This is a genomic window from Povalibacter sp. (assembly GCF_036520495.1).
Classification (GTDB): Bacteria; Pseudomonadota; Gammaproteobacteria; order Steroidobacterales; family Steroidobacteraceae; genus Steroidobacter.
The window spans coordinates 1-24,423 of sequence record NZ_DATDJO010000056.1 but is presented as its reverse complement, the minus strand read 5'-3'; the positions used below and the strand labels follow the sequence as shown (position 1 = coordinate 24,423).

The 24,423-nt window shown below is 63.4% G+C and carries 19 protein-coding genes and 1 pseudogene; 9 read left to right on the top strand and 11 right to left on the bottom strand.

All coding sequences use genetic code 11. The features are described 5' to 3' along the window. Positions 1-294 precede the first annotated feature (294 nt). Positions 295-4,005, bottom strand: coding sequence for a protein kinase domain-containing protein (locus tag VIZ63_RS19280; protein ID WP_331611360.1), 3,711 nt, complete (start codon positions 4,003-4,005; stop codon positions 295-297). Positions 4,006-4,309: 304 nt separating this feature from the next. Here VIZ63_RS19280 and VIZ63_RS19275 point away from each other — a divergent pair, with 304 nt between their 5' ends. After that, the gene (locus VIZ63_RS19275; RefSeq protein ID WP_331611359.1) at positions 4,310-4,585 is read left to right on the top strand and encodes a hypothetical protein; all 276 of its coding nucleotides are present in this window, start codon (positions 4,310-4,312) and stop codon (positions 4,583-4,585) included. Between the two features lie 131 nt (positions 4,586-4,716). Here the strand turns inward: VIZ63_RS19275 and VIZ63_RS19270 are convergent, their stop codons facing one another. Both VIZ63_RS19270 and VIZ63_RS19265 read right to left on the bottom strand, forming a co-directional pair. After that, the gene (locus VIZ63_RS19270; RefSeq protein ID WP_331611358.1) at positions 4,717-5,448 is read right to left on the bottom strand and encodes a DUF899 domain-containing protein; all 732 of its coding nucleotides are present in this window, start codon (positions 5,446-5,448) and stop codon (positions 4,717-4,719) included. Positions 5,449-5,681: 233 nt separating this feature from the next. Beyond that, a complete protein-coding gene (locus tag VIZ63_RS19265) occupies positions 5,682-6,569 on the bottom strand; it encodes a DMT family transporter (RefSeq protein WP_331611357.1) in 888 nt (295 codons plus the stop codon). Positions 6,570-6,645: 76 nt separating this feature from the next. Between VIZ63_RS19265 and VIZ63_RS19260 the strand changes: the two genes are divergently transcribed. Together VIZ63_RS19260 and VIZ63_RS19255 are read left to right on the top strand one after the other, a co-directional pair. Further along, positions 6,646-7,254 (top strand): XRE family transcriptional regulator, encoded by a 609-nt coding sequence (locus VIZ63_RS19260; protein ID WP_331611356.1) that lies wholly within the window; start codon positions 6,646-6,648, stop codon positions 7,252-7,254. Between the two features lies 1 nt (position 7,255). Continuing rightward, positions 7,256-7,828, top strand: a complete 573-nt coding sequence (locus VIZ63_RS19255; protein ID WP_331611355.1) for a GNAT family N-acetyltransferase — start codon at positions 7,256-7,258, stop codon at positions 7,826-7,828. A 141-nt stretch (positions 7,829-7,969) separates the two neighbouring features. On the opposite strand, the gene VIZ63_RS19250 is transcribed toward VIZ63_RS19255, so the two are convergent. Further along, positions 7,970-8,947, bottom strand: coding sequence for a DUF2950 family protein (locus VIZ63_RS19250; protein ID WP_331611354.1), 978 nt, complete (start codon positions 8,945-8,947; stop codon positions 7,970-7,972). Positions 8,948-8,956: 9 nt separating this feature from the next. Then, complete coding sequence (locus tag VIZ63_RS19245) at positions 8,957-10,456, bottom strand: DUF3300 domain-containing protein (RefSeq protein ID WP_331611353.1); 1,500 nt, start codon at positions 10,454-10,456, stop codon at positions 8,957-8,959. A gap of 190 nt (positions 10,457-10,646) precedes the next feature. Here VIZ63_RS19245 and VIZ63_RS19240 point away from each other — a divergent pair, with 190 nt between their 5' ends. The 3 genes from VIZ63_RS19240 to VIZ63_RS19230 all read left to right on the top strand — a co-directional run bounded on the left by VIZ63_RS19240 (position 10,647) and on the right by VIZ63_RS19230 (position 16,265). Beyond that, on the top strand, positions 10,647-11,819 hold the full coding sequence (locus VIZ63_RS19240; RefSeq protein WP_331611351.1) for a hypothetical protein: 1,173 nt from the start codon (positions 10,647-10,649) through the stop codon (positions 11,817-11,819). Next, complete coding sequence (locus tag VIZ63_RS19235) at positions 11,816-13,219, top strand: HEAT repeat domain-containing protein (protein WP_331611350.1); 1,404 nt, start codon at positions 11,816-11,818, stop codon at positions 13,217-13,219. The genes VIZ63_RS19240 and VIZ63_RS19235 overlap by 4 nt, the downstream gene beginning before the upstream one ends. Before the next feature lie 256 nt (positions 13,220-13,475). Continuing rightward, positions 13,476-16,265: a S8 family serine peptidase gene (locus VIZ63_RS19230; protein ID WP_331611349.1), complete on the top strand. Its 2,790-nt coding sequence runs from the start codon at positions 13,476-13,478 to the stop codon at positions 16,263-16,265. Between the two features lie 118 nt (positions 16,266-16,383). Here VIZ63_RS19230 and VIZ63_RS19225 read toward each other — a convergent pair whose 3' ends face one another. Continuing rightward, the gene (locus tag VIZ63_RS19225) at positions 16,384-17,211 is read right to left on the bottom strand and encodes an alpha/beta hydrolase (RefSeq protein ID WP_331611348.1); all 828 of its coding nucleotides are present in this window, start codon (positions 17,209-17,211) and stop codon (positions 16,384-16,386) included. 460 nt (positions 17,212-17,671) lie between these two features. Continuing rightward, positions 17,672-17,914 (bottom strand): DUF6496 domain-containing protein, encoded by a 243-nt coding sequence (locus tag VIZ63_RS19220; RefSeq protein WP_331611347.1) that lies wholly within the window; start codon positions 17,912-17,914, stop codon positions 17,672-17,674. Between the two features lie 149 nt (positions 17,915-18,063). On the opposite strand from VIZ63_RS19220, the gene VIZ63_RS19215 reads away from it, so the two are divergent. Further along, positions 18,064-18,330 carry a hypothetical protein gene (locus VIZ63_RS19215; RefSeq protein WP_331611346.1) on the top strand — a complete coding sequence of 89 codons (267 nt, stop codon included), beginning with the start codon at positions 18,064-18,066 and terminating at the stop codon, positions 18,328-18,330. Positions 18,331-18,389: 59 nt separating this feature from the next. Here VIZ63_RS19215 and paoC read toward each other — a convergent pair whose 3' ends face one another. From paoC to VIZ63_RS19195, 4 genes are all read right to left on the bottom strand, one after another. Continuing rightward, positions 18,390-20,597: an aldehyde oxidoreductase molybdenum-binding subunit PaoC gene (paoC, locus tag VIZ63_RS19210; protein ID WP_331611345.1), complete on the bottom strand. Its 2,208-nt coding sequence runs from the start codon at positions 20,595-20,597 to the stop codon at positions 18,390-18,392. Further along, positions 20,594-21,550 (bottom strand): xanthine dehydrogenase family protein subunit M, encoded by a 957-nt coding sequence (locus VIZ63_RS19205; RefSeq protein ID WP_331611343.1) that lies wholly within the window; start codon positions 21,548-21,550, stop codon positions 20,594-20,596. The genes paoC and VIZ63_RS19205 overlap by 4 nt, the downstream gene beginning before the upstream one ends. Continuing rightward, on the bottom strand, positions 21,547-22,182 hold the full coding sequence (paoA, locus tag VIZ63_RS19200) for an aldehyde dehydrogenase iron-sulfur subunit PaoA (protein ID WP_331611342.1): 636 nt from the start codon (positions 22,180-22,182) through the stop codon (positions 21,547-21,549). The genes VIZ63_RS19205 and paoA overlap by 4 nt, the downstream gene beginning before the upstream one ends. 219 nt (positions 22,183-22,401) lie before the next feature. Continuing rightward, entirely contained in the window at positions 22,402-23,391 is a 990-nt protein-coding gene (locus tag VIZ63_RS19195; RefSeq protein ID WP_331611341.1) for an aldo/keto reductase, read from the bottom strand. 521 nt (positions 23,392-23,912) lie between these two features. On the opposite strand from VIZ63_RS19195, the pseudogene VIZ63_RS19190 reads away from it, so the two are divergent. Both VIZ63_RS19190 and VIZ63_RS19185 read left to right on the top strand, forming a co-directional pair. Beyond that, positions 23,913-24,047: pseudogene (locus tag VIZ63_RS19190) on the top strand (SDR family oxidoreductase); the annotation flags it as partial. Between the two features lie 154 nt (positions 24,048-24,201). Continuing rightward, positions 24,202-24,372 (top strand): hypothetical protein, encoded by a 171-nt coding sequence (locus tag VIZ63_RS19185; RefSeq protein ID WP_331611339.1) that lies wholly within the window; start codon positions 24,202-24,204, stop codon positions 24,370-24,372. Positions 24,373-24,423: the final 51 nt, after the last annotated feature.

Sequence of the window (24,423 nt, the reverse complement as noted above, 5' to 3'; positions counted from 1 at the left end):
CTTACTTAAGGCTCTTTCAGCCTCTTATTGTGGGTTCGACTTTAGTCGAACATCTGAATTCTTCGGATGTCCGGTTGAAGCCGGACCCACAAATGACGAGAGGAGTGCGGCTTCCGGCTTTAAGTAAGTGCCATTGGGCTTCAGCCGGACGTCATCCGGCAGGAGTGCTTCGCATGACGTCCGGCTGAAGCCGGACCCACAGCGAGAGTGGATATTCAGTTTCTGCAGGTCACTGGCAGGAGGTGCCCGCCATCGAGCATCCCTCCGCTTGCTCCGTGCCCTCCGTGTGAACTCTTATCTGATCTCCCGGACCACGCGGAAGCCAGTGATGGCATCGGCCGTGCCGGGTGCGGAGCGGCTGAGCGCGGGGCCGCATTGTGAGATCGGATCGCTGAACGCGCCGCCGCGCGCGCTCCAGCCGTTGCCTGACTTCACCCATTCCTGGGCATTGCCGGCGAGGTTGTACAGACCCCAGCCATTGGGTCGGCCGGAACGCACGTTGCTCAGGCTGAAGCCGCGGATCTTCTGGCCGTTGAGCTCGACGACGCAGTTGAAGTCGCGTTCTGCACTGCCGCCGGGTGCGCCGGCGGCGTAGGTCCATTCAGCGTCGGCAGGCAATCGATACGCATGGCCGGTGACGTTGCTCAGCCACGCGACGTACTGCTGTGCATCGCTGACGGGGATCGACGTGACGGGCAGATCCGCCTGGCCCGCAGGTGCGTTGCACTTGCCCGATGCTTTGCAGAACGTGGCGAATTCGGCCACGGAAATTTCGAAGCGGCTGATGGCGAAGGGCTGCGGCGCACCGGTGCCTGCGGGGACGACGACCAGATCCGGACCGCGACCGCCGGTGAAGGCATCGAAGCAAACGCCACGGCTGCGCGTGCCATAGCCCGCGAGTGACGTAGAGCAACCGCTGCCGGCGCCCGGTGCGGACTGTGTCGTTGCAGCGGGGGTGGTTACAGCCGCAGTCGTTTGTGCGGGCGTTTCGCTGGCAGGTTGCGACTGGGGTTGTTTCGCCGGCTCTTCCTTGGCAGGCGTCGGCGCTGGCGTGGGCGCAGTTCGCGACGCGGCTGCGAGTTGTTGCGCGTACTGCTCACGCAATTCCGTCACCTGTGCATTGGTGCGATCCAGTTCCAGGGCACGATCGATCGACGCAACGGCCGTATCGAAGCGTGAGTTGCGGGCGGCGACCGTCGCAAGCCGCACGTACGCGGCGGCAATGGCCTTGGGTGCAGTGACCAGGAACGGATCGTCGGTCGGCAACCTGGCGCGCAGATCGCGCAATGAGGCCAGGGCTTCGTTCACTTCATTCGCGGTGGCCTGGTCCTGCAGTTTCTGCTTGAGCGCGGCCAGTTCGGCGAGTCGCTTCTGTTCGCGATCACGGGCGTCCTGTCCGGCGCGCATCTGTGCCAGCAGCTGCCGTTCCTGCGCGATGGCAGGCAGGGCAGGTGCGAACGGAACCGCTCTTTGCAGGGCAAGGTCGGCCTCGCCCAGGCGGCCCTGCGCCCGCAGCGCGGCGGCGTCAGCGACATGAATCTGCGCGGCCTTCTGTTGCAGGGCGATGCGATCGGCATCGGTCGGTGGCAGATACGCCGCCAGGCGCGCCAGCTGTGAATCCACCTGCATATCCCAGGCATCGTCGCCGGTGGCTTGCTGCAGCAGTTGTTCGAGTGCAGTGCGAACGGCAGCAGCGGCGGCAGCGTCCTCGGCAACTCCGGCCGCCCTGCGATCCGCGGCCAGCGCCGCGCGTGTTCTCTCTACGTAACGTGGCTCCGACATATCGGCGTAACGCGACAGTAGTGCCTGCGCTTCATTGTAGGAGCCCTGCCTGGCCAGTGCCCGCGTCTCGCGATCGAGCAGGTCGTGAATGCGCACTCGCGCGCCCGCCAATGCGGCGTCGCCCGGCGCTGTAGCCTGCAGCAGTAGCAGATCCTCGTGCACGACATCGAACGCTGTCAGTGCTGTCGCGTTGGCCAGCTCTCCCGACAGCTTGCGACGCAACTCCGCCATGCGCGTGTTGCGCTGCTGCGTTGCCAGCTCGCGAGCGACGGTGTCGCTCAGATCCTTGAGTGTCCGATCCTCGGGCGCGACGGTCAGGCCGGCCTGGGTGAGCGACTGCGCCAGCGCGATGTCCGGCTTGCGCAAGGCGATCTGTGTCTGCTCCGCATACGCCGAAGGCAGGCGCGGATCCATCAGCAGCGGATGCTTCGGGTCGATCTGCGCGATGATCCGCAGCACGTCCGCGACGCTCTCGGGATTCTGCCCGTCGACCAGCCAGCCCTTGCCCAGGAATTCGTCGAGCCGATCGCTCTGACGTTTGATCTCATCGTTCTTGCGCGACGTCAGCTGCTCGCCGATCTGCGAGACCGCCTGCGAATCCGGGAAGAGTTTGCGTAGCTCAGCCAACGATCCTTCGGCGTGTGGATAGTCGTAGCGCTGCTTGCTGGCATCGGTGTGCGACTCGATCTGCGCACTGAAGTGTCCGAGGAGAGCGGACCGCAAACCCTCATCGAGCAGCAGTCGGGCGCGGGCCTCCGGCGACAGCGAGTCGATCTGCGGCATGGCCTGCTCGAAGGATTGCGCCGTACCGGCGCGCACCAGCGCACCGATCGCGTCACTGCGACGACGTTGCAGGTAGTCCGGAACGAGCAGGGCTGCGGTCGTGCCGAGTACGACGATCGCCGCCGCGACGCCGCCCCACAGCGCTGGCGAGCGCTTCTCGGGAGAAATATCTTCCAGGAATTTTGCGATGCTCGGCGTGCGGGCCGGCCGGTCGAACGCCAACGAGCGTCGCAGCGTGCGCCATTGACGGCTGGTGAGTCCGCGGATCGGCTTCGGCTTGAGTCTGGCGTCACGCGCCTGCACCGCTGTTTTGCGCTCGAACGGATGCTGGCACGTGAGCAATTCATAAACGACGCAGCCCAGTGCATAGATGTCGTCACGCGGATCGGGCTCGAGCCCATCGAGCATTTCGCAGCTGGCGTAGGCGGGCGTCAATGCGCCCAGCGTGCCTGGATCGAACACGGTCATGCTGCCGGTGTCATTCTCCACACCCGGCCGCTTGGCCGCGCGCGCGATGCCGAAGTCGAACACTTTGATCGCGCCGGTCCTGGTGATGAAGGCGTTCGCGGGTTTGAAATCTGAATGCACGACCTGGTGTTCGTGCGCATACGCGAGTGCGCTGCACAGGCCGCGAATGATCGGCAGCGCCTTGGTGATCGTGAGCCCGGTGCCTTCGAGATCCTTGATGTAACGGTCGAGCGGCTGTCCTTCCAGCAACTCCATGACGATGTAGACGTTCGCGCCATCGCGATCGAAGTCGTACACGGTGACGATGTTCGGGTGCGCGAGGGTCTGTGCCTTGCGCGCCTCGCGCTGCAATGCCTTGAGCGATTCGGGATGGCGCTTGAAGTCTTCGCCGAGCACCTTGAGTGCGGCATAGGGATTGCGGTCCTGCGCCTCTTCCTTGCGCACATCGCGCACGCGAAAGACGATGCCCATGCCGCCCTTGCCGATCACGTCTTCGAGAATGAAGCGTTCCTTGATCGTGTCGCCCGGACGCAGCGGACGCGATTGACCGCCGGTCGCACGCAGATCGTTCCAGCTATTCGAACCCGTCGAAGGTGCCGTGCGAGGTGGCACGGCCGGGGCGAGCTTGGTCGCCTCGTCATCGCCGAGGGCTTGGGGTGCGGGCCGATAACGTGTCGCCTCGTCATCGCCAGACGGCGGAACGACCTGATCTGCCGGCCGATAGCGGGTCTCTGCATCGTTTTCTGCAGCGGCCGGAATCGCGGGCGGCGTGGTCGCACGCACGATGTCCATCAGATCGAGATACGCCGGCCCATTGATCTTGCCTTCGCGATAGCTGGTCTCGATCAGCGAGCTGAACACCGGTGCGAGCGTGGGTTCGCGCGACAGATCGGCGCGCAACTCGCCCTGCAGGGCCGGTAAATCGGTTTGACCCTGGAAAAAGGATTCCAGTGCTGGACGGAACTGACTCATTCGTTGATCGCGGGCTGAGTATTTGTTGATTCGTGCGGCGACGCACCCGGTCGTAGTACCGGATTCTTTGCGCGCGACTGTAGTCGAACAGCGCAGGAAAGTCCGGTATTCACCGGCTGCGGCCGCGGCAGATCATAGATGCGGACCGGCCCTCCGACCACCGACTGCGTCTCGCGCCCGTGCGCGCCGGCTGCCTGAGATCTGTGAACTGACGCGCAGTCCCCAATCGGACCACGCAAATGCCCGGGCACCTTCGCTGTCGTCGCGCGTTAAGAAATCGAACCGCAACGAACGAGGAGGTCCCATGGCCAATCCACAGAACCCGAATCCTCCGACTTTTTCGCCTGCCAGGAGCAAGCCGGAAACATTCATTCCGAATCCAATTCCGAATTCACAGGAGAAGCAGGAGCAACGCCAGGATGCCGACCAGGTGGAAATCGGCGATCCCGTCCCCGAGAAAGACCGCACCACGCGTGCTTCCGATCCGACTGTGCGCGGCGGGCAGGGCGAGACCGGTGAAGATGAAGACCTGCCGGATGACGATGGCGGCATCGAGGGATCGAGCGGCGAACAGCACTGAGTTCAGGAGGAATCGGATCGGAGTAACCGCATAGAACGCAAAGAACGCATAGACGTGTACGGAAGGCGCGCGTCTTGAGCCTTTGATCTCCGTTATGCGTTCATCTATGCGTTCTTTGCGGTTACCTCTTTCTAGCCGTAGGTCGGCTTTTGTGGCCAGCCCGCGGGCGAATCTTCGAACGATTCCTGACGGCCGTAGGGGGTGCGATCGAGTAACGAGTACGAATCGGTGATGGACTCCATCCCGCGCCCGTACGTCGAATACGTGTGGAAGACAGCGTTGCCGGTACGGAAAAAAACGCTCAAACCCGGTGCTTCGCCCTTGGTTGGGCTGGGCACATTCAACTGCTCCATCTCGGCCTTGCTGCGGTATCCGTATTCCACGGGCGCGACGCTTTCATCCAGCGTCACGTGGAAGTCGTAGTTGAAGTCGCTGCCGAACGATGAGTACCAGGTGATATCCCAGTCCTTTGATTGCCGATACGCCTGGAGCTTGGCGAGCGGCGCGCGCGAGACGACGGCGAAGGTGGTGTTGCGCTCGTTGAGCATGGACAGATCGCCCATGGCGTCGATGAAGCCGGTGCAGCCAGGACAGCCGTTCTCCGCCGCCGGATCGAACATGAAGTGATAGACGATCAGCTGGCGGCGGTTCTCGAACAGATCGAGCAGGCTGGCCTTGCCGCGCGGTCCGTCGAACGTGTACTGCTTGTCGATACGGACCATGGGCAGGCGCCGGCGCGCGGCGTTGATGCGATCCAGGCGGCGGGTCAGCTCCTTTTCCTGCTCCAGCAACGCGAGGCGCTGCTTCAGCCATTCTTGCTGCGGGACGATCGGCGGCGCGGGAAGCTCTTCGTTAGTACTCATGCGGTCTCCTGTTGTGGTTGCGAGAGACCCAAGGACGCCAGCCGGGACGGGGCTCCGACATTCCGATTTCCAGGACTGAGCCAGGAGGACGCAGGTACACGAAGGAGCACAAACGGGAAGCACAAAGGAGCACAAAAAATGAGTCTGGCCGGACCAGGAGCATTTCTTCATTTGTGCTCTTTTGTGTTCCGCCCCTGCGCTCCTTTGTGTACCTGCGTCTTTCCGGCTTTCTATTAGGGGCGCTCTTCGATGGACGCCAGCCACATGCCGGCCAACGCGATCAGGCCGCCGACGATCTGGCCGGCATGCAGCGACTCGCCGAACAGCAGCACGGCGATGAGGACGCCGACGATGGGATCCAGGTTGGTGTAGGTGCCCACGACGCTGGTGTCGAGTTCCCGCAGCACGTAGCCGTACACGATGTAGGCGAGTGCCGAAGCCACGATCCCCAGGAATAGCGGCGCTGTCCACGCGGATACGGACGGAACGGTCCAGTCAGTCTGCAGAAGTTCGATCGCAGCGAAGGGCAGCAGCATCGCCGTGCCGAGTGTCGAGATGATGGCGATCACGACGATGTTGTCGACGTGCGCAAGACGTTTGGCGAATACCGTGTAGGCGGTCCAGGCAACGACAGCGCCGATCATCCACAGCGCACCCGCGACCGGATCAGGAGAGCCGGCATCCGCCTCGCCGGCGACGATCAGCAGCGCCACGCCCGCGATCGACAATGCGATGCCCGCCAGCTGTCGTCGCGACGGTCGTTCGCCGAGAAACACGATCGCGGCGAATGCAATCGCAGCAGGTAACGCGGCGTAGATCAGCGCGCCCTGCGATGCGGAGCCATACACCAGCGCATACGTGAACGTGGTCGCAAAGGCGGCGATGCCGACGAAGCTCATCAATAGCAGCGTGCGCCAGGGGCGAGGTTGCGGCAGTTGCTGCAACCCGCCGCGGCTGAGCGCGAGCGGCACCAGGACGAGCGCGGCAATCAGGAAACGCAGCGTGGCCAGCACCATCGGCGGGAAGTCGCGCGCGGCCGCTTTGGTGACGACGAATGTGCTGCCCCACATGACCATGAGGGCGATGAGACTGACGAGCGCGAGGGTGCGGTGGGATTTCATAAGGCGGCGAGTATGTCGGGTGCGGGCCAGAACACCAGTTGACAGTGAATCCAATGTATTGGAGAGTCAATCCAATATGAAGGAAATTACCGCCGCCGCGCCGCTGCAGGACATCAATAAGCGTATTGCCACGCGCGTGCGGGCGCTGCGCACGGAGCAGGGCATGACCCTCGAGGCCCTGGCGGCGCGCTGCGAAGTGAGTCGGTCGATGCTCTCGCTCATCGAGCGGGGCGAAAGCAGTCCCACCGCAGTCGTGCTCGAGAAAGTCGCCACGGGTCTCGGCGTGATGCTGGCCACGCTGTTCGAGGATACGGCTGCCGCGCCCAGTCCGATCTCGCATGGCGCCGACAGAACGTCCTGGCGGGACCCGCAGTCCGGATACGTACGCCGCAACATTTCGCCGGAGAATTTTCCGTCGCCGCTGCAGATCGTCGCAGTGACGCTGCCGGCCGGCGCGCGAGTGGCTTACGAAACCGCGGCTCGCGAAGTGACTACTCATCAGCAGATCTGGATGCGCGATGGCGCCATCGAACTCACGCTCGGCAACGTGACGTACCGGCTCGGGCCGGATGATTGCCTGGCGATGCAACTGGATCAGCCGACGACTTTTCGCAACCGCACGCGCAAGGCGGCGCACTACATCGTGGTCATTGCAACCGATCGGTCACGCACGGCGAGGAAGTGACATGGCACAGCAGAGACAGGCCGCCGGTCAGGCCAGCGATCAGCGCATCGCCATTCGCCGCCTCGACACGCTCGGCGACGCCGAAGTGCGCGGGCTCGGCGATGTGCTCATCGATTGTGTCGAGGGCGGGGCGTCGGTGAACTTCATGTGGCCCATGACCCGCGCGAAGGCGGATGCTTTCTGGCGCAGCGCAGCCGAGAGCGTCGAGCGCGGCGAACGCGTGGTATTTGCTGCTTACGACAGGACGAACGCCATCGTCGGCACCGTGCAGGTGATCTGGGCGCCGCAGGAAAATCAGCCGCATCGCGGCGATGTCGCCAAGATGCTGGTGCATCGCCAGGCCCGCAAGGCCGGCGTCGGTGCCGCCTTGCTCAAGGCCGCCGAGCGTTGCGCTTTCGATGCGGGCAAGACATTGTTGGTGCTCGATACCGCGAGCGCGGATGCCGAACGTCTGTATGCGCGGCAGGGCTGGGAGCGTTGCGGCGTCATTCCCGATTTCGCGCTGATGCCGGATGGTGCGCCGTGTGCCACGGTCGTTTTCTACAAGGCGTTGCGGTCGGGGATCGCGCAGTAAGCTGCTGCCGGGCCTCTCAATTGTGGGTTCGACTTTAGTCGAACGTTAGCGAGGCAGATGTTCGACTAAAGTCGAACCCACAATAGGAGCGTCCGATCGTCCTGTGAGTCCGGCTTCCTTCGGTCGTAGCCGGACAGCCTCTCAATTCGTGGCCACCGCTTCTTCGACGCTGTCTTCTTCGATCGCAATCGGCGCCCACGAATCGTCGGGATTGAACTGCGTGATGTCCTCCGCCGCTTTCGCCGTGCCTTCTCCCAGATCGCTCTGCCACACCACGCCATCCTGATTCACCATGAAGGTCATGATGCCGCTCGCTCCATATTCCGCGGGCCAGGCGATGAGTGCGTAGCCGCCGCTGAGTTTGCCGTCGACGAGGTAGTCCTTCGCTCCAGCGCTCGCTGCTGCACCCTGTGACAGAAGAACGCGGTACAGATAGCCGTGATAAGGCTCTCCTTTCGCCGCGTTGTAGCCCTCGCTCGTAGCTTCGGCGAGCAGGGGACCGGCGGGGCTTTCCGGTTCGCCCGCTGCAGCTTCCCAGTACAAGCCGTCGTGCTTGCCTGGGTCGCTGCGGAGCTTCGGTGCGTACAGGCCGGCACTGTTGCCATCGTGTGCAGCGGCGGCGTACTCCTCCTGTGCTTCGACGTAGCCACGCATCACATCGATCGTGCGCAGTTCATTGGCGCCGATGCGGCGAATCACCAGTTCATCGGCGCCCGCCTCGCCGTCGAAATGCCAGCCTTCTGCACTGCGTATCAGCGGCATGGGCAGCGGCCAGTCATCGTCGCCCACCTGAAGGACCAGGTGATCCGGTGTTCCCGCCACGAACGCATGCTTCTCGCGAAAGCGTGCGACGAAAGCTTCGCGCGTCGAGCGGTCTTCCACCGCATCGCCCGACGTCAGCAGTTCGTCGGTGCCCGGCCCGAGGATCTCCTTCAGTGCGGTGACGTCATCTTTTTCAGCGGCGGCGATCAGCGCGTCGACCGCTGCTTCGGGCGTTGCGAAGGTTTTCGCCGGCGCGCTCGTCGTTGCGCGCGCCGGTTGCGGTGGCTCGTGATGATCGCAGCCCCCGACCGTCAGCAGGGCCAGTGCTGCGATCAGTGCAATGACGGGGGTGTTCATATGCTTCTCCTAGCGACGGCGGGCGCTCTGCGCAGGATGTGGCCGCGATCCGGCGCTCGCATGACCGCGTGCGCTCGATGCGCGATCGAAAGACCCACTGCCTGACGGTCGCGCTCCGGAGAATGCGCTGTCCTTGCGCGGAGCAGGGTGGCTGCTGGCCAGCTCGGCAGTGGGCCGCGGAGTGGCGCTCGGACTCGGTCGGGCTTTCGCGGCGAGCTCTTTCGTGGGTGCGCGCGTCGATCCGCCGTATCCGCGATCGACATGCTGTGCAGCCTGCGGCGTCGTGCGTGTCCCTGCGGATCCGCCGAGGTTGTGTTCTGGCAGCCGCTGCTGCGCGGTTGCCGACTTGCCCGCGGCCTGGTTCAACCGTGCCTGGGTGGCAGGCTGCTTCGTGCCCGCATACGTCGACTGGCCTTTCCAGTTGCTGCCATCCGATCCGACCCGCTGCGTGCCGCCGACACCGTGCTTCGTCCCCTGAATCGGACTGTTCGGACTGCCGGCGCGCAGGTTCTGATTCTTCTCGAAACGATTGAAGTAGTTGTTCTCCACATTCACGTTGATGTTGTTTTGCACGTTGACGTGGTTGTAGTTGTAGCGATAGCCGGGCGGCGGCGTGTAGCGGTAGGCGGGACGGAATGCGGGCCCGTACACCGGTCGATACACATACGCCGGCGGATAGAACGGACGCGGGCCGTAGTAGACGGCGCCGTAACCCCAGCGCGGATAACAATGGTCGTCGAAGGCATTGCCGATCATCACGCCCACGCCGAACGCCAGCAGCGCACCCGCAACGGCTGTGCCGGTGCTCACGCCACTGCTTTGCGTGGTCGCAGTCGTCGTGGCGGGCGGCGGCGTGGTGTAGACGACCTGCGGATCGTATTGCGGCACGTACACGATCCTGGGATCGGCCGGTTTCACTTCGACGATGACTTTATTGTCCTCGGTCCTGGTTTCGACCGTCTGCTGCGGCGTCGATTTCAGGTTGCCGACCTCTTTCGCCTGCGCTCTCAATCTCTGCACGGCATCGAGCACGCTGGCCTGGTTCGAGGTGAATGCCGATCCCACCTGCTTCGTCCAGTCGATCTGCTGACACATCATGTCGACGACCGACGGGAACTGGAGGAGCGCGCGCATGGCCGGTCCGAAGCCGGCCTTTTCTGCCGCTCTGTCCAGCTCATCGCCCTTGTGGTTCTCGTTCTGCAGCAGCCAGTTGCCACCGTCGAGCACTTCCTGCGAGTTCACCGACGCGGCGAGGATCTGGGAGAGCAGGGCATCGGGATAAAGCGCGATCGGTGCGAGCAGTTCTTCGAGGGCATCGGGTGCCCACGACGCTTGCGTGACGGCCGCCGCAGGCACGGCCTGCGGCGCCGTTGCGATCGCGGGCGGGGCTGCGGCAGGAGTCGCAGTTGATTCAGAAGTGGCTGTGGGAGCGCCGGTGGTACCCTGATCGGAGCCACAACCCGACAAAGTGGCCACCAATACCCACCCTGCGCCGATGAGTTGCCGCATGCGGCGATCCGATCCCGATTGACAACGCATCAGCTGCATCTCCGGCGGTTTGGTGGGACTGTGCTCGCCGCAGGAGGGAGGCGAAAATAAGGGATGGGGGCAAGCGGATCATGCGAGTCGGTGCCGCTGTGAACTTGCGGCTTGTGCCGACAGAATCAGGGGCGCGAGATGGCAGCAGAAGGAGCCGTTCATGACGTCACGGGTGATGCTGCAGGCGTGGGGTGCGGTGATGTGCTTCGCAGCAATGACTGGCTGCGAGCGGGACGCGCGACCGCCATCGGCCGCGCAAGATTCCACAGGCCCGGCGCACTGGCAGCACGAACTCGATCGCGCCGCCGCCATCCGCTCGCAGCTCGAGCAAGGTCCACTCCCGGATGCGAACCGCCAGGTGCTGGCGTTGGCCAACAACGACCAGATCCGCGGCATCGCCCTGGGGCATCTGCGGCGATATCCGGAAGCGCTCGAAGCGCTCGCCTCGGCGCAGAAGTCACTGGCAGCGGTCTGGGAAAAATCGGGATGCGAGTCAGCGAGCGCGTCCGCGACCTGTCGCGATGCGGCGCATCTGCGGACGATCACCTATTCGTTGCGCGGATCGATTCTCGAGGAGACGGGGGATCGCGTGCGGTCACGGGCTGCGTTCAGGGATGCAGTCATCACCGCGCGTTCCCTCGATGAATTCGAGAGGTCGCTGCTGACCTGCGTCAGGGGGATGATCGCCGCCGATGCATTCGGTGAAGCGGCCGAGCTGTTGGCCACGGAAATCACGGCAGCCAACGCCGATGGGCACAAGGAACGGTTGAAAACGGTTCGAGGGGTCGCCGATTCGTTCGTCAGAAGTCTGTCGTACGGCGTGAGCTGGACTGCGGAAGGGTCGCTGCGCGGCAGCGATCCGCGAGACTTCGCCGACAACACCGGCATGGGCATCGGTCGCCAGATCAAGTACGGCATGACTGACCAGTACGAGGACGATGCAACGTTCTTCACGGTGATGGCGCTCGAAGAACTCATGAGCACGTCGCCACCCGATCCGCAGGACCTGGCGCGGATGGCAACCGACGGCGGCTATGCCTCCACGAACGAGTTCCTGGAGAGTGTCCGTGTCGCCGAGTACGCGCGTCGCGAGATGCTCGATGGCAATTTCGAGCCCGCGGCGAAGTACATGGTCATCGACCTGCTCACCTTCGCATTCGACGACAAGCTGGAACCGCCCAAGTGTCCGGCGGCTCCGAGAGTCGCTTCGTTCGACGTAGTCCGGCAGCGACTGCTCGAAGCACCCGCCGGCACGGTCGCGCCGACGACGGTGGAAATCCTGCTGGCCGTCGAACGATTGGCCGCGGTCGCCTGCATCAGGAGTCACCCATGAAGAATGAGAACGACGCCGACGTGAATCAGGCGACGGAGCGGGACACGGTGGAGGCAGAAAAGAAAATGCAGCAGGAGGCGCAGGCCAGGCAACTTCGGCAGGAAAAGGAGCAGAAGGAAAAGGAACGGTTGGAGCAGGAGAAGCAGCAGGAGAAGGAACGTCTGGCCAGGGAACGGCTGAAAGGCGACGGTCAGCAGGACCGGGGCTCGCCCCGCTGGGTTGCCATCGCCGGTTTTGTCGTCGGTCTGCCGCTGGTGGCATTCACGATCGTTCAGCTGTCCGACCGGCTGCGCAATCCGCCCGGGATCCAGATCATCGAGGCCTCGGTGCAGTCGCTGGATCGTCCCACGCTGAAGATTCAGCTGCGCAATGCCACGGATGCGCCTGCGCTACTGACGAAGGCGGAACTGGTGTTCGACAGCGTCAAGACCGCGAAGGCGGATTCGCAGGCGTCGACGGAAGTCCGGCCCGCCAGGTACACATGGATCGTGACGCCTGCAGATGTCGAACGCGGCAGCTCGCAGCGGCGCCTGTCGGTGCGTGTCGAAGGCAAGGCGCCCGACGCCCTCGAGTTCGTCCTGGGTTTCGAAACCAGGCATTCGCAACTGGATGGACGCGCCCATGTCCGCCTCTACTACGACGATGGCAAGCAGGTGCAGTCGAAACCCTTCGATGTGCGCATCGTCAATGGTCCGGGGGATTTTCCCGAGCTCAGTTTTCCAGCCAGCGATTCCGGGCTGACTGCGCTGCTGGACAGCACCGACTCGCCATTCATGCTCCGGCAGATCATCGGCGAACTGGCCAGGCGGCAGTTCGCGCCGGCGGCGACCCGCGTGGAAAATTTCTTTTCGCATGCCGATGTGACCGTGCGTGCCGCCGCAGCCGAGTACTTCATCGAAGTCCGCGATCCAGGGGCGGCGCCGGGGCTGGCGATACTGGTGGAACAGGATTCGGCACAGACACGACGTGCCGCGCTCAAGGCGCTTGCGGCTCTCGGTGCGGACGCCGCTTCTGACGTGGAGCGGCTGGCGCAGAGCAAGGATCCCGCAGTCAGAGAAGCCGCATTGAATCTGTGCGGCGACTTGCCGGGCGAACCCTGTCTGCAGCTGGTCCGGGACGCACTCGATGATCGTGCCGTTGCCAAGTCCGTCGGCGGCAGCGACGTGCTGGTCGCGGCGACCGCGCTGCGCGTCCTGGCCGGAATGGGAGCGACGGCGGACGCCGATCGCATCGTCGCCTTCCTTGCGGATCCCGATCCCGGTATGCAGATCGCAGCGATCGATGCCGTGCGTGTGCTGCGCCTGCGTCAGGCGCTGCCGAAACTGCGGCAGCTTGCATCCAGCGGCAGCGCGGCCGTGAAGGATGCTGCGGGCAAAGCCGTGGCAGCGCTGCGTTCCTGAGTGTGAGAGCAAACGGCTGACGCGTCCCCTGTCGATATTCGCAAAAGCAATCCATGCTTCACGATGTGTTGCTGGCGCGTATTGAAAAGCCAGGCAGCGCGGCCGTAGCGTCACCGCCAACGTGAACAATCACGTGAAGGGATTCGATCTGTGTCGAGCGCGTGCCGACCGCCTTGGAGCATCAAGGTGATCCGCACCCGTCGCGCGCAGCCCGGGTCCCTCGCCATCTGGGGAACCAAACACGGAGTGCACATTCATGAAATCTCATGCGGGATTGCTGTTGCTGCGTACAGCGGTTGCGCGCGCCTGTCTGGGCGCGGCAGGCACATTGCTATCGCTTGGGCCCGTGCTGGTCGATGCGAAGGATGCCACGCCGAATCTCGGCGGCGGGCTCGATCAGGTCGTGACGCCGGCCGGCCTGGCCCAATCGCGCACTGCCGCAGCGGAGGAGCGCGTCACTCATCCGGTGCGGTACGACGCTGCGGGCCGTGCACTCGTGCGTATTTCGTTCGACGGCAAGGTGCCCGGCGCGATACTGATGGAAAGCCTGCGTCGTATGCCCGGTGTAGAGATCAAGGCATCAGCCCTGGACTATCGTGCGGGCGTGGTCGAGGCATACGTGCCGGCAGCATCACTCGCTGGACTCGCGCGCATGAAGGGTGTGCTGGCCGTCGTGCCGACCAGTCCGATGATCACCAACGTGGGCACGACCGACAGCCAGGGTGTGGTGCAGCATCGCGTCGACAAGCTGCCGGCCGGCGTGAACGGTTCCGGCATCACCGTCGGCGTGATGTCGGACAGCTATGACACGAGCGGCGATCCGATCGATGCAGCCGCCGACATTGCGAGCGGCGATCTGCCCGGTGCGGGCAATCCCTTCGGCAATACCCAACCGGTCGTCGTATTGCAGGACCAGCCCGAGGGCACGGACGAAGGTCGCGCCATGTTGCAGATCGTGCACGACATGGCGCCAAAGGCGCGGCTCGGGTTCGCCACGGCCGATGGCGGCGAGATCAACTTCGCGAACAACATTCGCGCGCTCGCCGGATTCCCGGATGCCGAGAACGTCGTGCCGGGATTCAAGGCCGACGTGATCGTCGATGACATCATCTATCCGGCCGAACCGTTCTTCCAGGACGGCATCATTGCGCAGACGGTCGATGAGGTCGCGGCGCGCGGCGTCTCCTACTTCTCGTCGGCCGGCAATCGTGCGGCGACGCAGGCCTACGACTCGAAGGTGCGTATCGTGCCCGGCGCAGCGGCCTCCTGGCAGGGGACGAACCTGATCTTCGACGATGTCGATCCGGCGCTGTACGCAGGCGGATTCCACGACTTCAATCCGGGCGCGGGCATCGACATCGCGCAGACGGTGCAGTTCACCGCGGGCAACACGTTCGTTTTTCAATGGAACGAACCGTACGATCCGCAGCCGCCCACGCCGGTCGGTCCGCCGCTGGCATCGGGTGTGGGTACGGTGCCGCCGAACGGCGATGCCGAATTCACATTCACGGGCACGGCCGGGTTGCTCGTGGAAATATTCGCCGATGCCGATAACACGACCACGGGCACGCCGAATCCCGATCTGACTCTGGCGCTGTTCGATCCGAACGGCGCGCTGATCCAGTTCATCGATACCGGCACGAATCCGGAATCGCTGATCCTGGAGCTGCCGCTCAACGGGACCTACACCGTGGTGGTCGACAGTTTCCTGCCGACCCAGTCCGGCGATTTTCTGTATCGCGTGCAGCCGGTCGAAGTGGTCGAGCAGGTGCTGACGGATTACAACGTGCTGATCTTCCGCACCAATGGCACGTTCCTCGGTGCGCTGGCCGAACAGAATCTGTTCACCAACCGGCCGCTGGAAATTGGCGGCATTCCCGGCAACACCTACCAGGTCGTCATCGCGCGGGCCAACGAGCCGACGGGCCACAAGCGCGCCATTGCGGATCGCATTCGCTATGTGGGTTTCGGGGGTGTCGCGCCGCAGGAATATTTCAGCTACCTCGATCCTGTCACTTATGGACACAACTCGGCGCAAGGAGCGATCGGTGTCGCCGCCTATGCGTTCTATGCGCCGTTCGTGCCCGAGGCATTCACGTCGCCCGGCCCGTCGACGATCTATTTCGATATGGACAACCGGCGCTACCGGCATCCGCAGATTCGCCAGAAGCCGGACATCGCGGCGATGGACGGCGCGAACAATACATTCTTCGGCAACGACTCCGGGGTGGACGCAGACGAACTGCCGAACTTCTTCGGCACGAGTGCTGCAGCACCGCATGCAGCGGCGATTGCCGCGCTGGTCCTCGATGCAGCCGGCGGTCCTGGCAGGGTGAAGCCGAGGAAGATGCGCGAGATCCTGCAGGACAGCGCTTTCCGGCACGACCTCGATCCGTTCTTCTCGTCGGGATTCGCGTGGTCGCACGGCAACGTGCTGGCCATCAATGCCTCCGCCGATCAGAACGCGACCAGCCAGTTCGATCCCAACGTGTTCACGCTGACACATGTGGGACTGAAGTCGCTGCTGAGTCTGTCCATCAACGGCAGCGAGGCCAATCCGACGCAGACCCCGGACGGTATCGTGTTCGATGAACGCACTGTTCCGTTGCCGGCGCCGGGCCAGCCATTCGTTGTTGGCAGAACGAAGGGACTGAGTGCAGGCGATGTCACTGGCACCTTCTCGCTGCCTGCCGATCCGCCTGGATTGCCGGGACAGTGGAAGCAGCTCGATCTAACGTTCCGGCCCGGCAGCTTCCGCAGCGGCGACCTGCTGTCGTTCGGCGTCGATCGCGATGAAGCAGATGTCGCCGGTCCTGGCGGTGCAGCCGGCGGCAACTCAGCCGATCTGCTCGGCGGCGGTGTGCTGATTCCATCGGGTCAGTTCGTGCCCGGCGGCGCGAACTTCTTTGGTACGTTCGATGGCGGCAGGAGTTTCCGCGGCGAGTTCTTCAATCTGATCGGCAAGGGCTACAGCCAGCTCGATGGCTATGGCTTCATCAATGCCGAGGCCGCGGTGAAGGCGGTGTCGAAGAAGAAGAAGCAGTAGCGGGTGACCGATCCTCCCCTGCGACGACAGGGGAGGATCGGCGCAATGCCAGGGAGACTGATTTGCCGCCGTCATTCCCGCACAGGCGGTGACTGGGTAATCGGGCCTTTCCCAGGTCCTACGACTGGATGAACGCCAGCAGATCGGCGTTGATCGTGTCCGGGTGCGTCGTGCACATGCCGTGCGGCAGGCCCGGATACACCTTCAGCGTGCCCTTCTTCAGCAGCTTGCTCGACAGCAACGCGGAGTCGGCGATCGGCACGATCTGGTCGTCGTCGCCATGCATGACGAAGGTCGGAACTTCGATCCTTTTCAGATCCTCCGTGAAGTCGGTTTCGGAAAACGCCTTGATGCAGTCGTAGTGCGGCTTGGCGCCGCCGGCCATGCCCTGGCGCCACCAGTTGTCGATCACGCCCTGTGACACTTTTGCACCCGGACGATTGAATCCATAGAACGGGCCGGCGGGAATATCGATGTAGAACTGCGCGCGATTGGCGGCGAGTGCGGTGCGGAAACCATCGAACACTTCGATCGGGAGACCGCCTGGATTCTTCTCCGACTTCACCATGACCGGCGGCACAGCACCGATCAGCACGGCTTTCGCCACGCGACCGCCGCCACCGTACTGCGCGACATAGCGCGTGAGTTCGCCGCCGCCAGTCGAGTGACCGATGTGGATTGCGTTCTTGAGATCCAGATGCGCGGTAAGCGCTGCGACGTCGGCGGCGTACGTGTCCATCTCGTTGCCGCTGAAGGTCTGTGAACTGCGTCCGTGTCCACGGCGGTCGTGGGCGATGACGCGGAATCCCTTCGACAGGAAGAACATCATCTGATTGTCCCAGTCGTCGGCACTCAATGGCCAGCCGTGATGAAACACGAGGGGCTGTCCGCTGCCCCAGTCCTTGTAAAAGATCTCAGTGCCATCTTTGGTCTTGATGAAGCTCATGACGAAACTCCTCGAGTGGAGTGATGGAACGGAAAGCGATCAGGGCAGTGCAGGAACGCGGCCACCAGTTGCGGCGATTTCGTGAAGAGCGTTGGCGCGAGGTGAGGACGCTGCCATTCATGTGCACGTCGATTCACGCCGGAGGTCTGCCATTACCATGCTCGTTCGAAGCGCGTTCTTGCAGACGCAGCGTCCGGTCTCGCGAGTCGAATTTACAGTGAAAAACTGACTGTCCGCCAGCGAAGTTGTCTTGCCCGACAGCGCCGTGTCCGCATGAGGCGCGGGCGATCCGGAGTTATTCGCGTTTTCAGCAGCGGAGTTTGCGGGCCAGCACTTTCCGGAAAAAAAGGATATCGGTGTGGACCGTCATCGATCGCGCGATCTGGATCACACCGACCGCCTGTGCGCCCGGATCTACAAGCGTCGGACCCGCAGCTGGCTGCTGGTCGCGGCACTCGGATCACTTCTTCCGCGATGAGGTCTTCCGGGCTGTCTTCCGCGGCGCCGTCTTTTTCTTGCTGCTGCGTTTCTTTTTCGCCGGTACCTTCGCGCCGGCCTTGCGTGCTTCCGAGAGCGCGATGGCGATGGCCTGCTTGCGGCTGGTCACCTTGCGGCCAGAGCCACTGCGTAACGTGCCGCGCTTGCGCTCGCGCATGACTGTCTCGACCTTCTTCGATGCCTTCTTGCTGTAACGCGAGGCCATGATTGCTCCTTCATTCGTTGTGCAGCCCAGTACGAACGGTCCGGCCGTGCGGGCTGTTCCACACTTCCGACTCGAAGCGCTCCGCCACGGGAACGCAGGGTCGCCATCGTGAATTGCAACGGTAGGCAGCAAGGGCAGGAGGAGGAAACATGGCGCAACTCATTCCGACGGCCGCGTATGTGCGCAAGGCGGTCAGACCGCCGCGCATCCGTACGTTCTGGAAAAGCGGTCCCGATCCGTTCGACGTGCATCTGCTGGAACTGCTGCAGACCCCGCACACCGTCGAATCGCTACGCCGTATGATTACTCGGGAAGTCGACGAGCAGGAATCGGGCGACACCGTGCAGCATCAGGTGATCAGCTCGATGCATCGCCTGCTGGAGAGCGAGCTCATCGAGTTGTCGCCCGACAGTTAGGTGGGCGATTCCGGGCAGGAAAACAGCCTGGGATCGCTTGACCGAAGTGCCATTAGTCCTCAAGCCTGCTGCGGCAAGCCATCGAGGAGCTTGTCCAGTGTGATCGGATAGTCGCGTACCCGTATGCCGGTGGCGTTGTAGATCGCGTTGGCAATCGCGGCGGCGATGCCGCAGATGCCGAGTTCGCCCACGCCTTTCGCTTTCATTGGCGATGCGAGCGGATCCGTCTCCTCCAGAAACACGCACTCCTGATGTGGAATGTCGGCGTGCACGGGTACCTCGTAGCCGGCGAGGTCGTGATTGACGAAGAATCCCCGGCGCTTGTCGATGACGAGATCTTCCATCAATGCGGCACCTGCACCCATCGTCATCGCGCCGATGATCTGGCTGCGTGCGGATTTCGGATTGAGGATGCGTCCCGCCGAGCACACGGCCAGCATGCGGCGAATGCGAACTTCGCCGGTGGCCGCGTCCACACCCACCTCGACGAAGTGCGAGCCGAACGTGTAGAGGACGTGCTTGCGGCTGAGTTCGCCGAATTCGATGGCGTCTTCTGCCATCAGTCCGTCCGTGCCGGCCGCATCTGCCAGCGTCATCGTGAGTTCGCCAGCGCGAACGCTGCCGTTCTCGAACACTGCATCGGCGGCGTTGATGCCGACTTTCCTGGACACGGTCTCGCGCAGCTTCACGCAAGCGGCATACACGCCCGCCGTCGAACTGGTTGCGCCCCATTGACCGCCTGACCCCGCCGAGACCGGAAACGTCGAGTCGCCGAGATTCACCACGACCTTGTCTAGTGGCACGCCCATCATCTCCGCAGCGGTCTGCGCGATGATCGTGTAGCTGCCGGTACCGATATCCGTCATATCGGTGTCGACGGTGACGATGCCCCGATCGTCGAGCTTCACGCGCGCTGCGGACTTCGTCACGGGGCCATCGCGGTACGCGGCAGCCATGCCAATGCCAATCAGCCAGCGTCCCTCACGCATCCTGGCTGGCTGCGCATTGCGCTTGTCCCAGCCGAAGCGATCCGCACCCTGGCGCAGGCACTCGATGAGGTGACGCTGCGAGAACGGACGCTGCGGATGCTCCGGATCGACCTGCGTATCGTTGCGAACACGGAACTCGATGGGATCGAGTCCGAGCTTCTCCGCCATTTCATCGATGGCGATTTCCATCGCCATCAAACCCGGCGCATCGCCCGGCGCTCGCAATGCGTTGCTCTCTGGCAGATCCAGAGTCGCGAGGCGTGTCGCTGTCATGCGATTGGCGCCGGCATAGATCAGCCGCGACGATCGCACGGTCGCCTCGGCTTTGCCGCCGGCCAGATCGCCGCTCCAGCTCTCGTGCGCGATGGCGGTGATCCTGCCGTCCTGGCCCGCGCCGATGCGGATGCGCTGGATCGTGGCCGGCCGATGCGTCGTGTTGTTGAACATCATGGGACGCGTCAGCGCCACTTTCACCGGACGCTTCACGACTTTCGCGCCCAACGCCGCCAGCACCGCATCGGCACGCAGGAAGAGTTTGCCGCCGAATCCCCCGCCGATGTACGGCGAGATCAGCCGGACGTTCTGGCGCGGAATGCCGAGGGTCGTCGCCAGGTCCTTGGCACCCCAGTCGATCATCTGGTTCGAGGTCCAGACCGTCAGCTGCTCGCCATGCCATGTCGCAATCGTGGCGTGCGGCTCCATCATCGCGTGAGCCTGATCAGGCGTCGTGTAGGTTGCATCGAGTTTTACGGGCGCCGCGGCGAACGCGCCGGCGAAGTCACCGACCGCGGTATCCGGCGGACCGCCCGTGATTTTCTCGGGTTTGATCGCCGTATCTTTCGCCGCCGCCAGATCGAACGCACCGGGAGCGGCCACGTACTTGACGCGAATCAATCCCGCGGCCGCGCGTGCCTGTTCGAAGGTTTCCGCCACGACGATCGCAATCGCCTGGTGATAGTGCTGAATTTCCGGACCGCCGAGGAGCTTCGCAACGTTGAACTCGCCTTTGCCGAGTTGACCGACGGTGCTCGCGGTGAGCACTGCCAGCACGCCGGAGGCGGAGCGTGCGTCCACGATGTCGATGGAGGCGATGCGGCCTTTCGCGATGGCCGAGCCGAGGACGTATCCGTACGCGGGATTGTTGCCAACGTCGTGACGTTCGTAGGCATACGGCGCCGTGCCGGTCGTCTTCAACGGTCCATCGATCCTGTCGGTGGCGCGGCCGACGATCTTCTGCTGATCGATGGGGTTGTTGCCGGCGGGCGCGTCGAATTTCATGACCGTGCTCCCGCATCTGCCAGCACCGCACCGAGCGTGCGTTCGACCAGCGTCAGTTTGAATGCGTTGTCGTGGGTGGGCCTGGCGCCTTCCAGTAATTTCGCCGTAACCGCCTTCGCGCCGCGCGGCAGTTCCGTTTCCGCTGCTTCGATCCGCCAGGGTTTGTGCGCGATGCCGCCGACGGCGACCCGTCCGCTGCCATCCTTCTGCAGGATCACGCCGATCGACACGAGAGCGAATGCATACGAGGCCCGATCGCGCACCTTGTGATAGATGTGCGTGCCACCGATGGGCTTCGGTAGCGTCACCGCTGTGATCAGTTCGCCGGTCTGCAGCGTCGTCTCGACATTCGGCGTGTCGCCCGGCAGACGATGGAACTCGGCAATCGGAATCCGACGCGTCTTGCCGCTGGGCTGCACAGTCTCCACGACTGCATCGAGTGCCCGCATTGCAACCGCCATGTCGCCTGGATGGGTCGCGATGCACGCGTCGCTGACACCGATCACGCCAAGCGGGCGACTGAAGCCGCCGATCGCGCTGCAGCCGCTGCCCGGCTGGCGTTTGTTGCAAGGCTGGTTCGTGTCATAGAAATAGGGGCAGCGCGTTCGCTGCAACAGATTGCCCGCCGTGGTCGCCTTGTTGCGCAGCTGGCCCGACGCACCTGCCAGCAGTGCGCGCGACAACAGTCCGTAGTCGCGACGCACGCGCGCGTCGGCTGCGAGGTCGGTGTTGCGTACCAGCGCACCGATACGCAAGCCGCCATCCGACGTCGATTCGATCTTGTCGAGTGCCAAGTCGTTCACATCGATTAGATGCGCCGGCGTCTCGATCTCGAGCTTCATCAGATCGAGCAGGTTGGTCCCGCCAGCAATGAACCGTGTGTTCGGCCTGCGGGCCGCCGCCGCTGCAGCATCGGCCGGTGATCGTGCGCGCTCGTAGGTGAAGGGCTTCATTCGCTTCTCCCCGCGACCTCGGTGATCGCATCGACGATGTTGGAGTAGGCGCCGCAGCGGCAGATGTTGCCGCTCATGCGTTCGCGAAGTTCCATTGCGGTGAGTTGCGGATGTGCCGTGAGGTCGGCACTGACATGGCTGGGGATGCCTGCCTTGATTTCTCCCAGCACGGCCACCGCCGAGCAGATCTGGCCGGGCGTGCAGTAGCCGCACTGATAGCCGTCATGCTTCACGAAGGCCGCCTGCATCGAATGCAGGTTCTGCGGTGTGCCCAATCCTTCGATCGTGGTGATGCTGTCGCCTTCGTGCATCACGGCCAGCGTCAGGCAGGAATTGATGCGACGCCCAGCGACCATCACCGTGCAGGCGCCGCACTGCCCGTGATCGCAGCCCTTCTTGGTGCCGGTCAGTTGCAGATGGTCGCGCAGAGCATCCAGCAACGTCGTGCGCGTATCGAGCCGCAGCGCCTGCGGTTTGCCGTTCACCTTGAACGAGACTTTCGACATGACCGGCGACTGCGCTGCGGTCTCCTGTCCTTTGGCGACGAGCGGCACGGCACTCGACGCCATGGAAACAGCGCCGATCGCCAGCAGATCACGCCGGGTGATATCCAGGTCGGTGGGGCCTTGCATGGGATCTCCCGTCGCTACCGGTGAATCGGGGGCATCACCGGAAGTAACCGACCGTGCGGCCCGTCTGTTCCGGACCGCAGCCGTTCGATCGGCGGGAAATCCTATCTTGAGACGTTGGGGCGACTCTCGTGGCGCGCGAATGCCTTGCCTACGCGCTCGCACGTAGGCAAGACCTGCACGCCGCAGTCAGCCGGACGGTGCTTCCGTCACGCTCCTGTGTCAGCGACCCGCCATGCGTCGCTGCTGCTCGGAATAGCGATCCCCCTGCACCGGCGTCTGCTCGGTTGCACGCGCAATGTCCTGCAGATCCGCGGGCGACAGCTGGACGTCGACGGCGCCGAGATTCTCTTCCAGACGGTGCAGCTTGGTGGTGCCAGGAATCGGCACGATCCAGGGCTTCTGCGCGAGCAGCCATGCCAGTGCCAGCTGTGCGAGCGTGACGTTTTTCTTCGCGGCCAGAGTCTGCAGCACCGTGACCAGTGCCTGATTGGCCTCGCGCGCCTCCGCTGCGAAACGCGGCAAGCCATTGCGAAAGTCATCTTTGTCGAATTGCGTGTTCGCGTCGATCTTGCCGGTGAGGAACCCGCGGCCCAACGGGCTGAACGGCACGAAGCCGATGCCGAGTTCTTCCAGCAGCGGCAGGATCTCGGCTTCCGGCTCGCGCCACCACAACGAGTACTCGCTCTGCAATGCAGTGACCGGTTGCACTGCGTGCGCACGCCGGATCGTCTGTGCACCCGCTTCGGAGAGTCCAAAGTGCTTCACCTTGCCTTCGCGAATCAGTTCTTTCACCGTCCCTGCCACATCCTCGATCGGCACCTCCGGATCGACACGATGCTGGTAGAGCAAGTCGATCGTCTCGATCCGCAAGCGCTTCAGAGAAGCTTCCGTCACTTCACGGATATGTTGAGGACGGCTGTCGAGCCCGGCCTGCTTGCCGTCCTGATCGATACGAAAACCGAACTTGGTGGCGATGGTTACTTTGCCCTTGAACGGCGCCAGCGCTTCACCGACCAGTTCCTCGTTGGCGAACGGTCCATAGATCTCCGCCGTATCGAAGAACGTGACGCCGCGTTCTATCGCCGCATGCATGAGCGCGATGCTCTGCTGTTTGTCGGCCGCCGGGCCGTACGCAAAGCTCATGCCCATGCAGCCGAGGCCGAGGGCGGATACCTGAAGATTGCTTCTGCCGAGTGTGCGAGTGCGCATACCCTGTTCCTCTCATCATTGACTGCGGAGCGCCACATTACTCGCTGGGAGGCGCGATGTTTAGACCAAAACATTTCGAATGACATCGTGAACGGGGTTCATCAATGTCGACGAGAGGATCGGTGATCTGGCCGTCGCCGCGTTACATGCCGGGTCATGGCCTGCCGCGAATCGTTCCGGCAGTTCCATATGACGTATCCATGGATTCGGGAGTCGCTGACTTTTGAATTGCCGGGCCCAGCTCATGGTTTCCTTTCCGGGCCTGCCGCGATTCAGGCATCCGCAAGCGTGTCCCCCCGCATCTGTGGCGGTGTTGTCAGGGCCTCATTTCGCACCGCCCGTCTCGGCTGTTGATGGGAACTCGGACGCTCAACTCAGACGCTCAGAGCGTGGCACTCTTCAGATATCGCTGACGGCTCTTGCTCGATTGTCTGCGCAATTCCTCCAGCGCTCGTTCTTCCGTCACGTCCAGCATCGACTCGAGCAAGCGCCTGAAGTGCATGCGTATCGCGACGCGCGCCGCGGCGAGCACGCCCCTGCGTCGCGAGGGCCAGGCGAAAGAGGTGGCTGACCTGGTAGCCTATCTTGCGTCGCCGGAGGCGAGTTTCGTCACCGGCGCCAGTGTCGACATCAATGGTGGCCCGAACTTCTCGTAGGTCGGTGCAGCGAGACAAGCGGATCTATCCGAAACAGCCCGGCCGCTTCCTTAGTGGCCCGGGCCCCAGGTAAGTGCGCGGACGCGCTCCCTGTGTCATCCATCTGTTCTTTTCCAGTTAAAAGAAAAGCTGACGCTCGAAGAAATCGCCAAACATGGCTTGGTTCTCACCCGGCCGCTATTGGGATGCCGCCGAGGCCGAGGCTGACGACGCGCCGTTCGAAACGCGTTTTGCCGGGCTGAAAGGCAAGCTGGAAGAGCAGTTCGCGGAAAGCGCCCGGCTGGAGACGGAGATCCGGAAGAACCTGGCGAGGGTAGGTCAATGAGGAGATATGTATAAAGTACGGTCGTTTCTATACACGTCCGACATGACTTGT

Coding starts and splice junctions, on each gene's coding strand:
- VIZ63_RS19280 (WP_331611360.1), bottom strand. CDS start 4,005: ATGAGTCAGTTCCGTCCAGCACTGGAATCCTTTTTCCAGGGTCAAACC.
- VIZ63_RS19275 (WP_331611359.1), top strand. CDS start 4,310: ATGGCCAATCCACAGAACCCGAATCCTCCGACTTTTTCGCCTGCCAGG.
- VIZ63_RS19270 (WP_331611358.1), bottom strand. CDS start 5,448: ATGAGTACTAACGAAGAGCTTCCCGCGCCGCCGATCGTCCCGCAGCAA.
- VIZ63_RS19265 (WP_331611357.1), bottom strand. CDS start 6,569: ATGAAATCCCACCGCACCCTCGCGCTCGTCAGTCTCATCGCCCTCATG.
- VIZ63_RS19260 (WP_331611356.1), top strand. CDS start 6,646: ATGAAGGAAATTACCGCCGCCGCGCCGCTGCAGGACATCAATAAGCGT.
- VIZ63_RS19255 (WP_331611355.1), top strand. CDS start 7,256: ATGGCACAGCAGAGACAGGCCGCCGGTCAGGCCAGCGATCAGCGCATC.
- VIZ63_RS19250 (WP_331611354.1), bottom strand. CDS start 8,947: ATGAACACCCCCGTCATTGCACTGATCGCAGCACTGGCCCTGCTGACG.
- VIZ63_RS19245 (WP_331611353.1), bottom strand. CDS start 10,456: ATGCGGCAACTCATCGGCGCAGGGTGGGTATTGGTGGCCACTTTGTCG.
- VIZ63_RS19240 (WP_331611351.1), top strand. CDS start 10,647: ATGACGTCACGGGTGATGCTGCAGGCGTGGGGTGCGGTGATGTGCTTC.
- VIZ63_RS19235 (WP_331611350.1), top strand. CDS start 11,816: ATGAAGAATGAGAACGACGCCGACGTGAATCAGGCGACGGAGCGGGAC.
- VIZ63_RS19230 (WP_331611349.1), top strand. CDS start 13,476: ATGAAATCTCATGCGGGATTGCTGTTGCTGCGTACAGCGGTTGCGCGC.
- VIZ63_RS19225 (WP_331611348.1), bottom strand. CDS start 17,211: ATGAGCTTCATCAAGACCAAAGATGGCACTGAGATCTTTTACAAGGAC.
- VIZ63_RS19220 (WP_331611347.1), bottom strand. CDS start 17,914: ATGGCCTCGCGTTACAGCAAGAAGGCATCGAAGAAGGTCGAGACAGTC.
- VIZ63_RS19215 (WP_331611346.1), top strand. CDS start 18,064: ATGGCGCAACTCATTCCGACGGCCGCGTATGTGCGCAAGGCGGTCAGA.
- paoC (WP_331611345.1), bottom strand. CDS start 20,597: ATGAAATTCGACGCGCCCGCCGGCAACAACCCCATCGATCAGCAGAAG.
- VIZ63_RS19205 (WP_331611343.1), bottom strand. CDS start 21,550: ATGAAGCCCTTCACCTACGAGCGCGCACGATCACCGGCCGATGCTGCA.
- paoA (WP_331611342.1), bottom strand. CDS start 22,182: ATGCAAGGCCCCACCGACCTGGATATCACCCGGCGTGATCTGCTGGCG.
- VIZ63_RS19195 (WP_331611341.1), bottom strand. CDS start 23,391: ATGCGCACTCGCACACTCGGCAGAAGCAATCTTCAGGTATCCGCCCTC.
- VIZ63_RS19185 (WP_331611339.1), top strand. CDS start 24,202: ATGGCTTGGTTCTCACCCGGCCGCTATTGGGATGCCGCCGAGGCCGAG.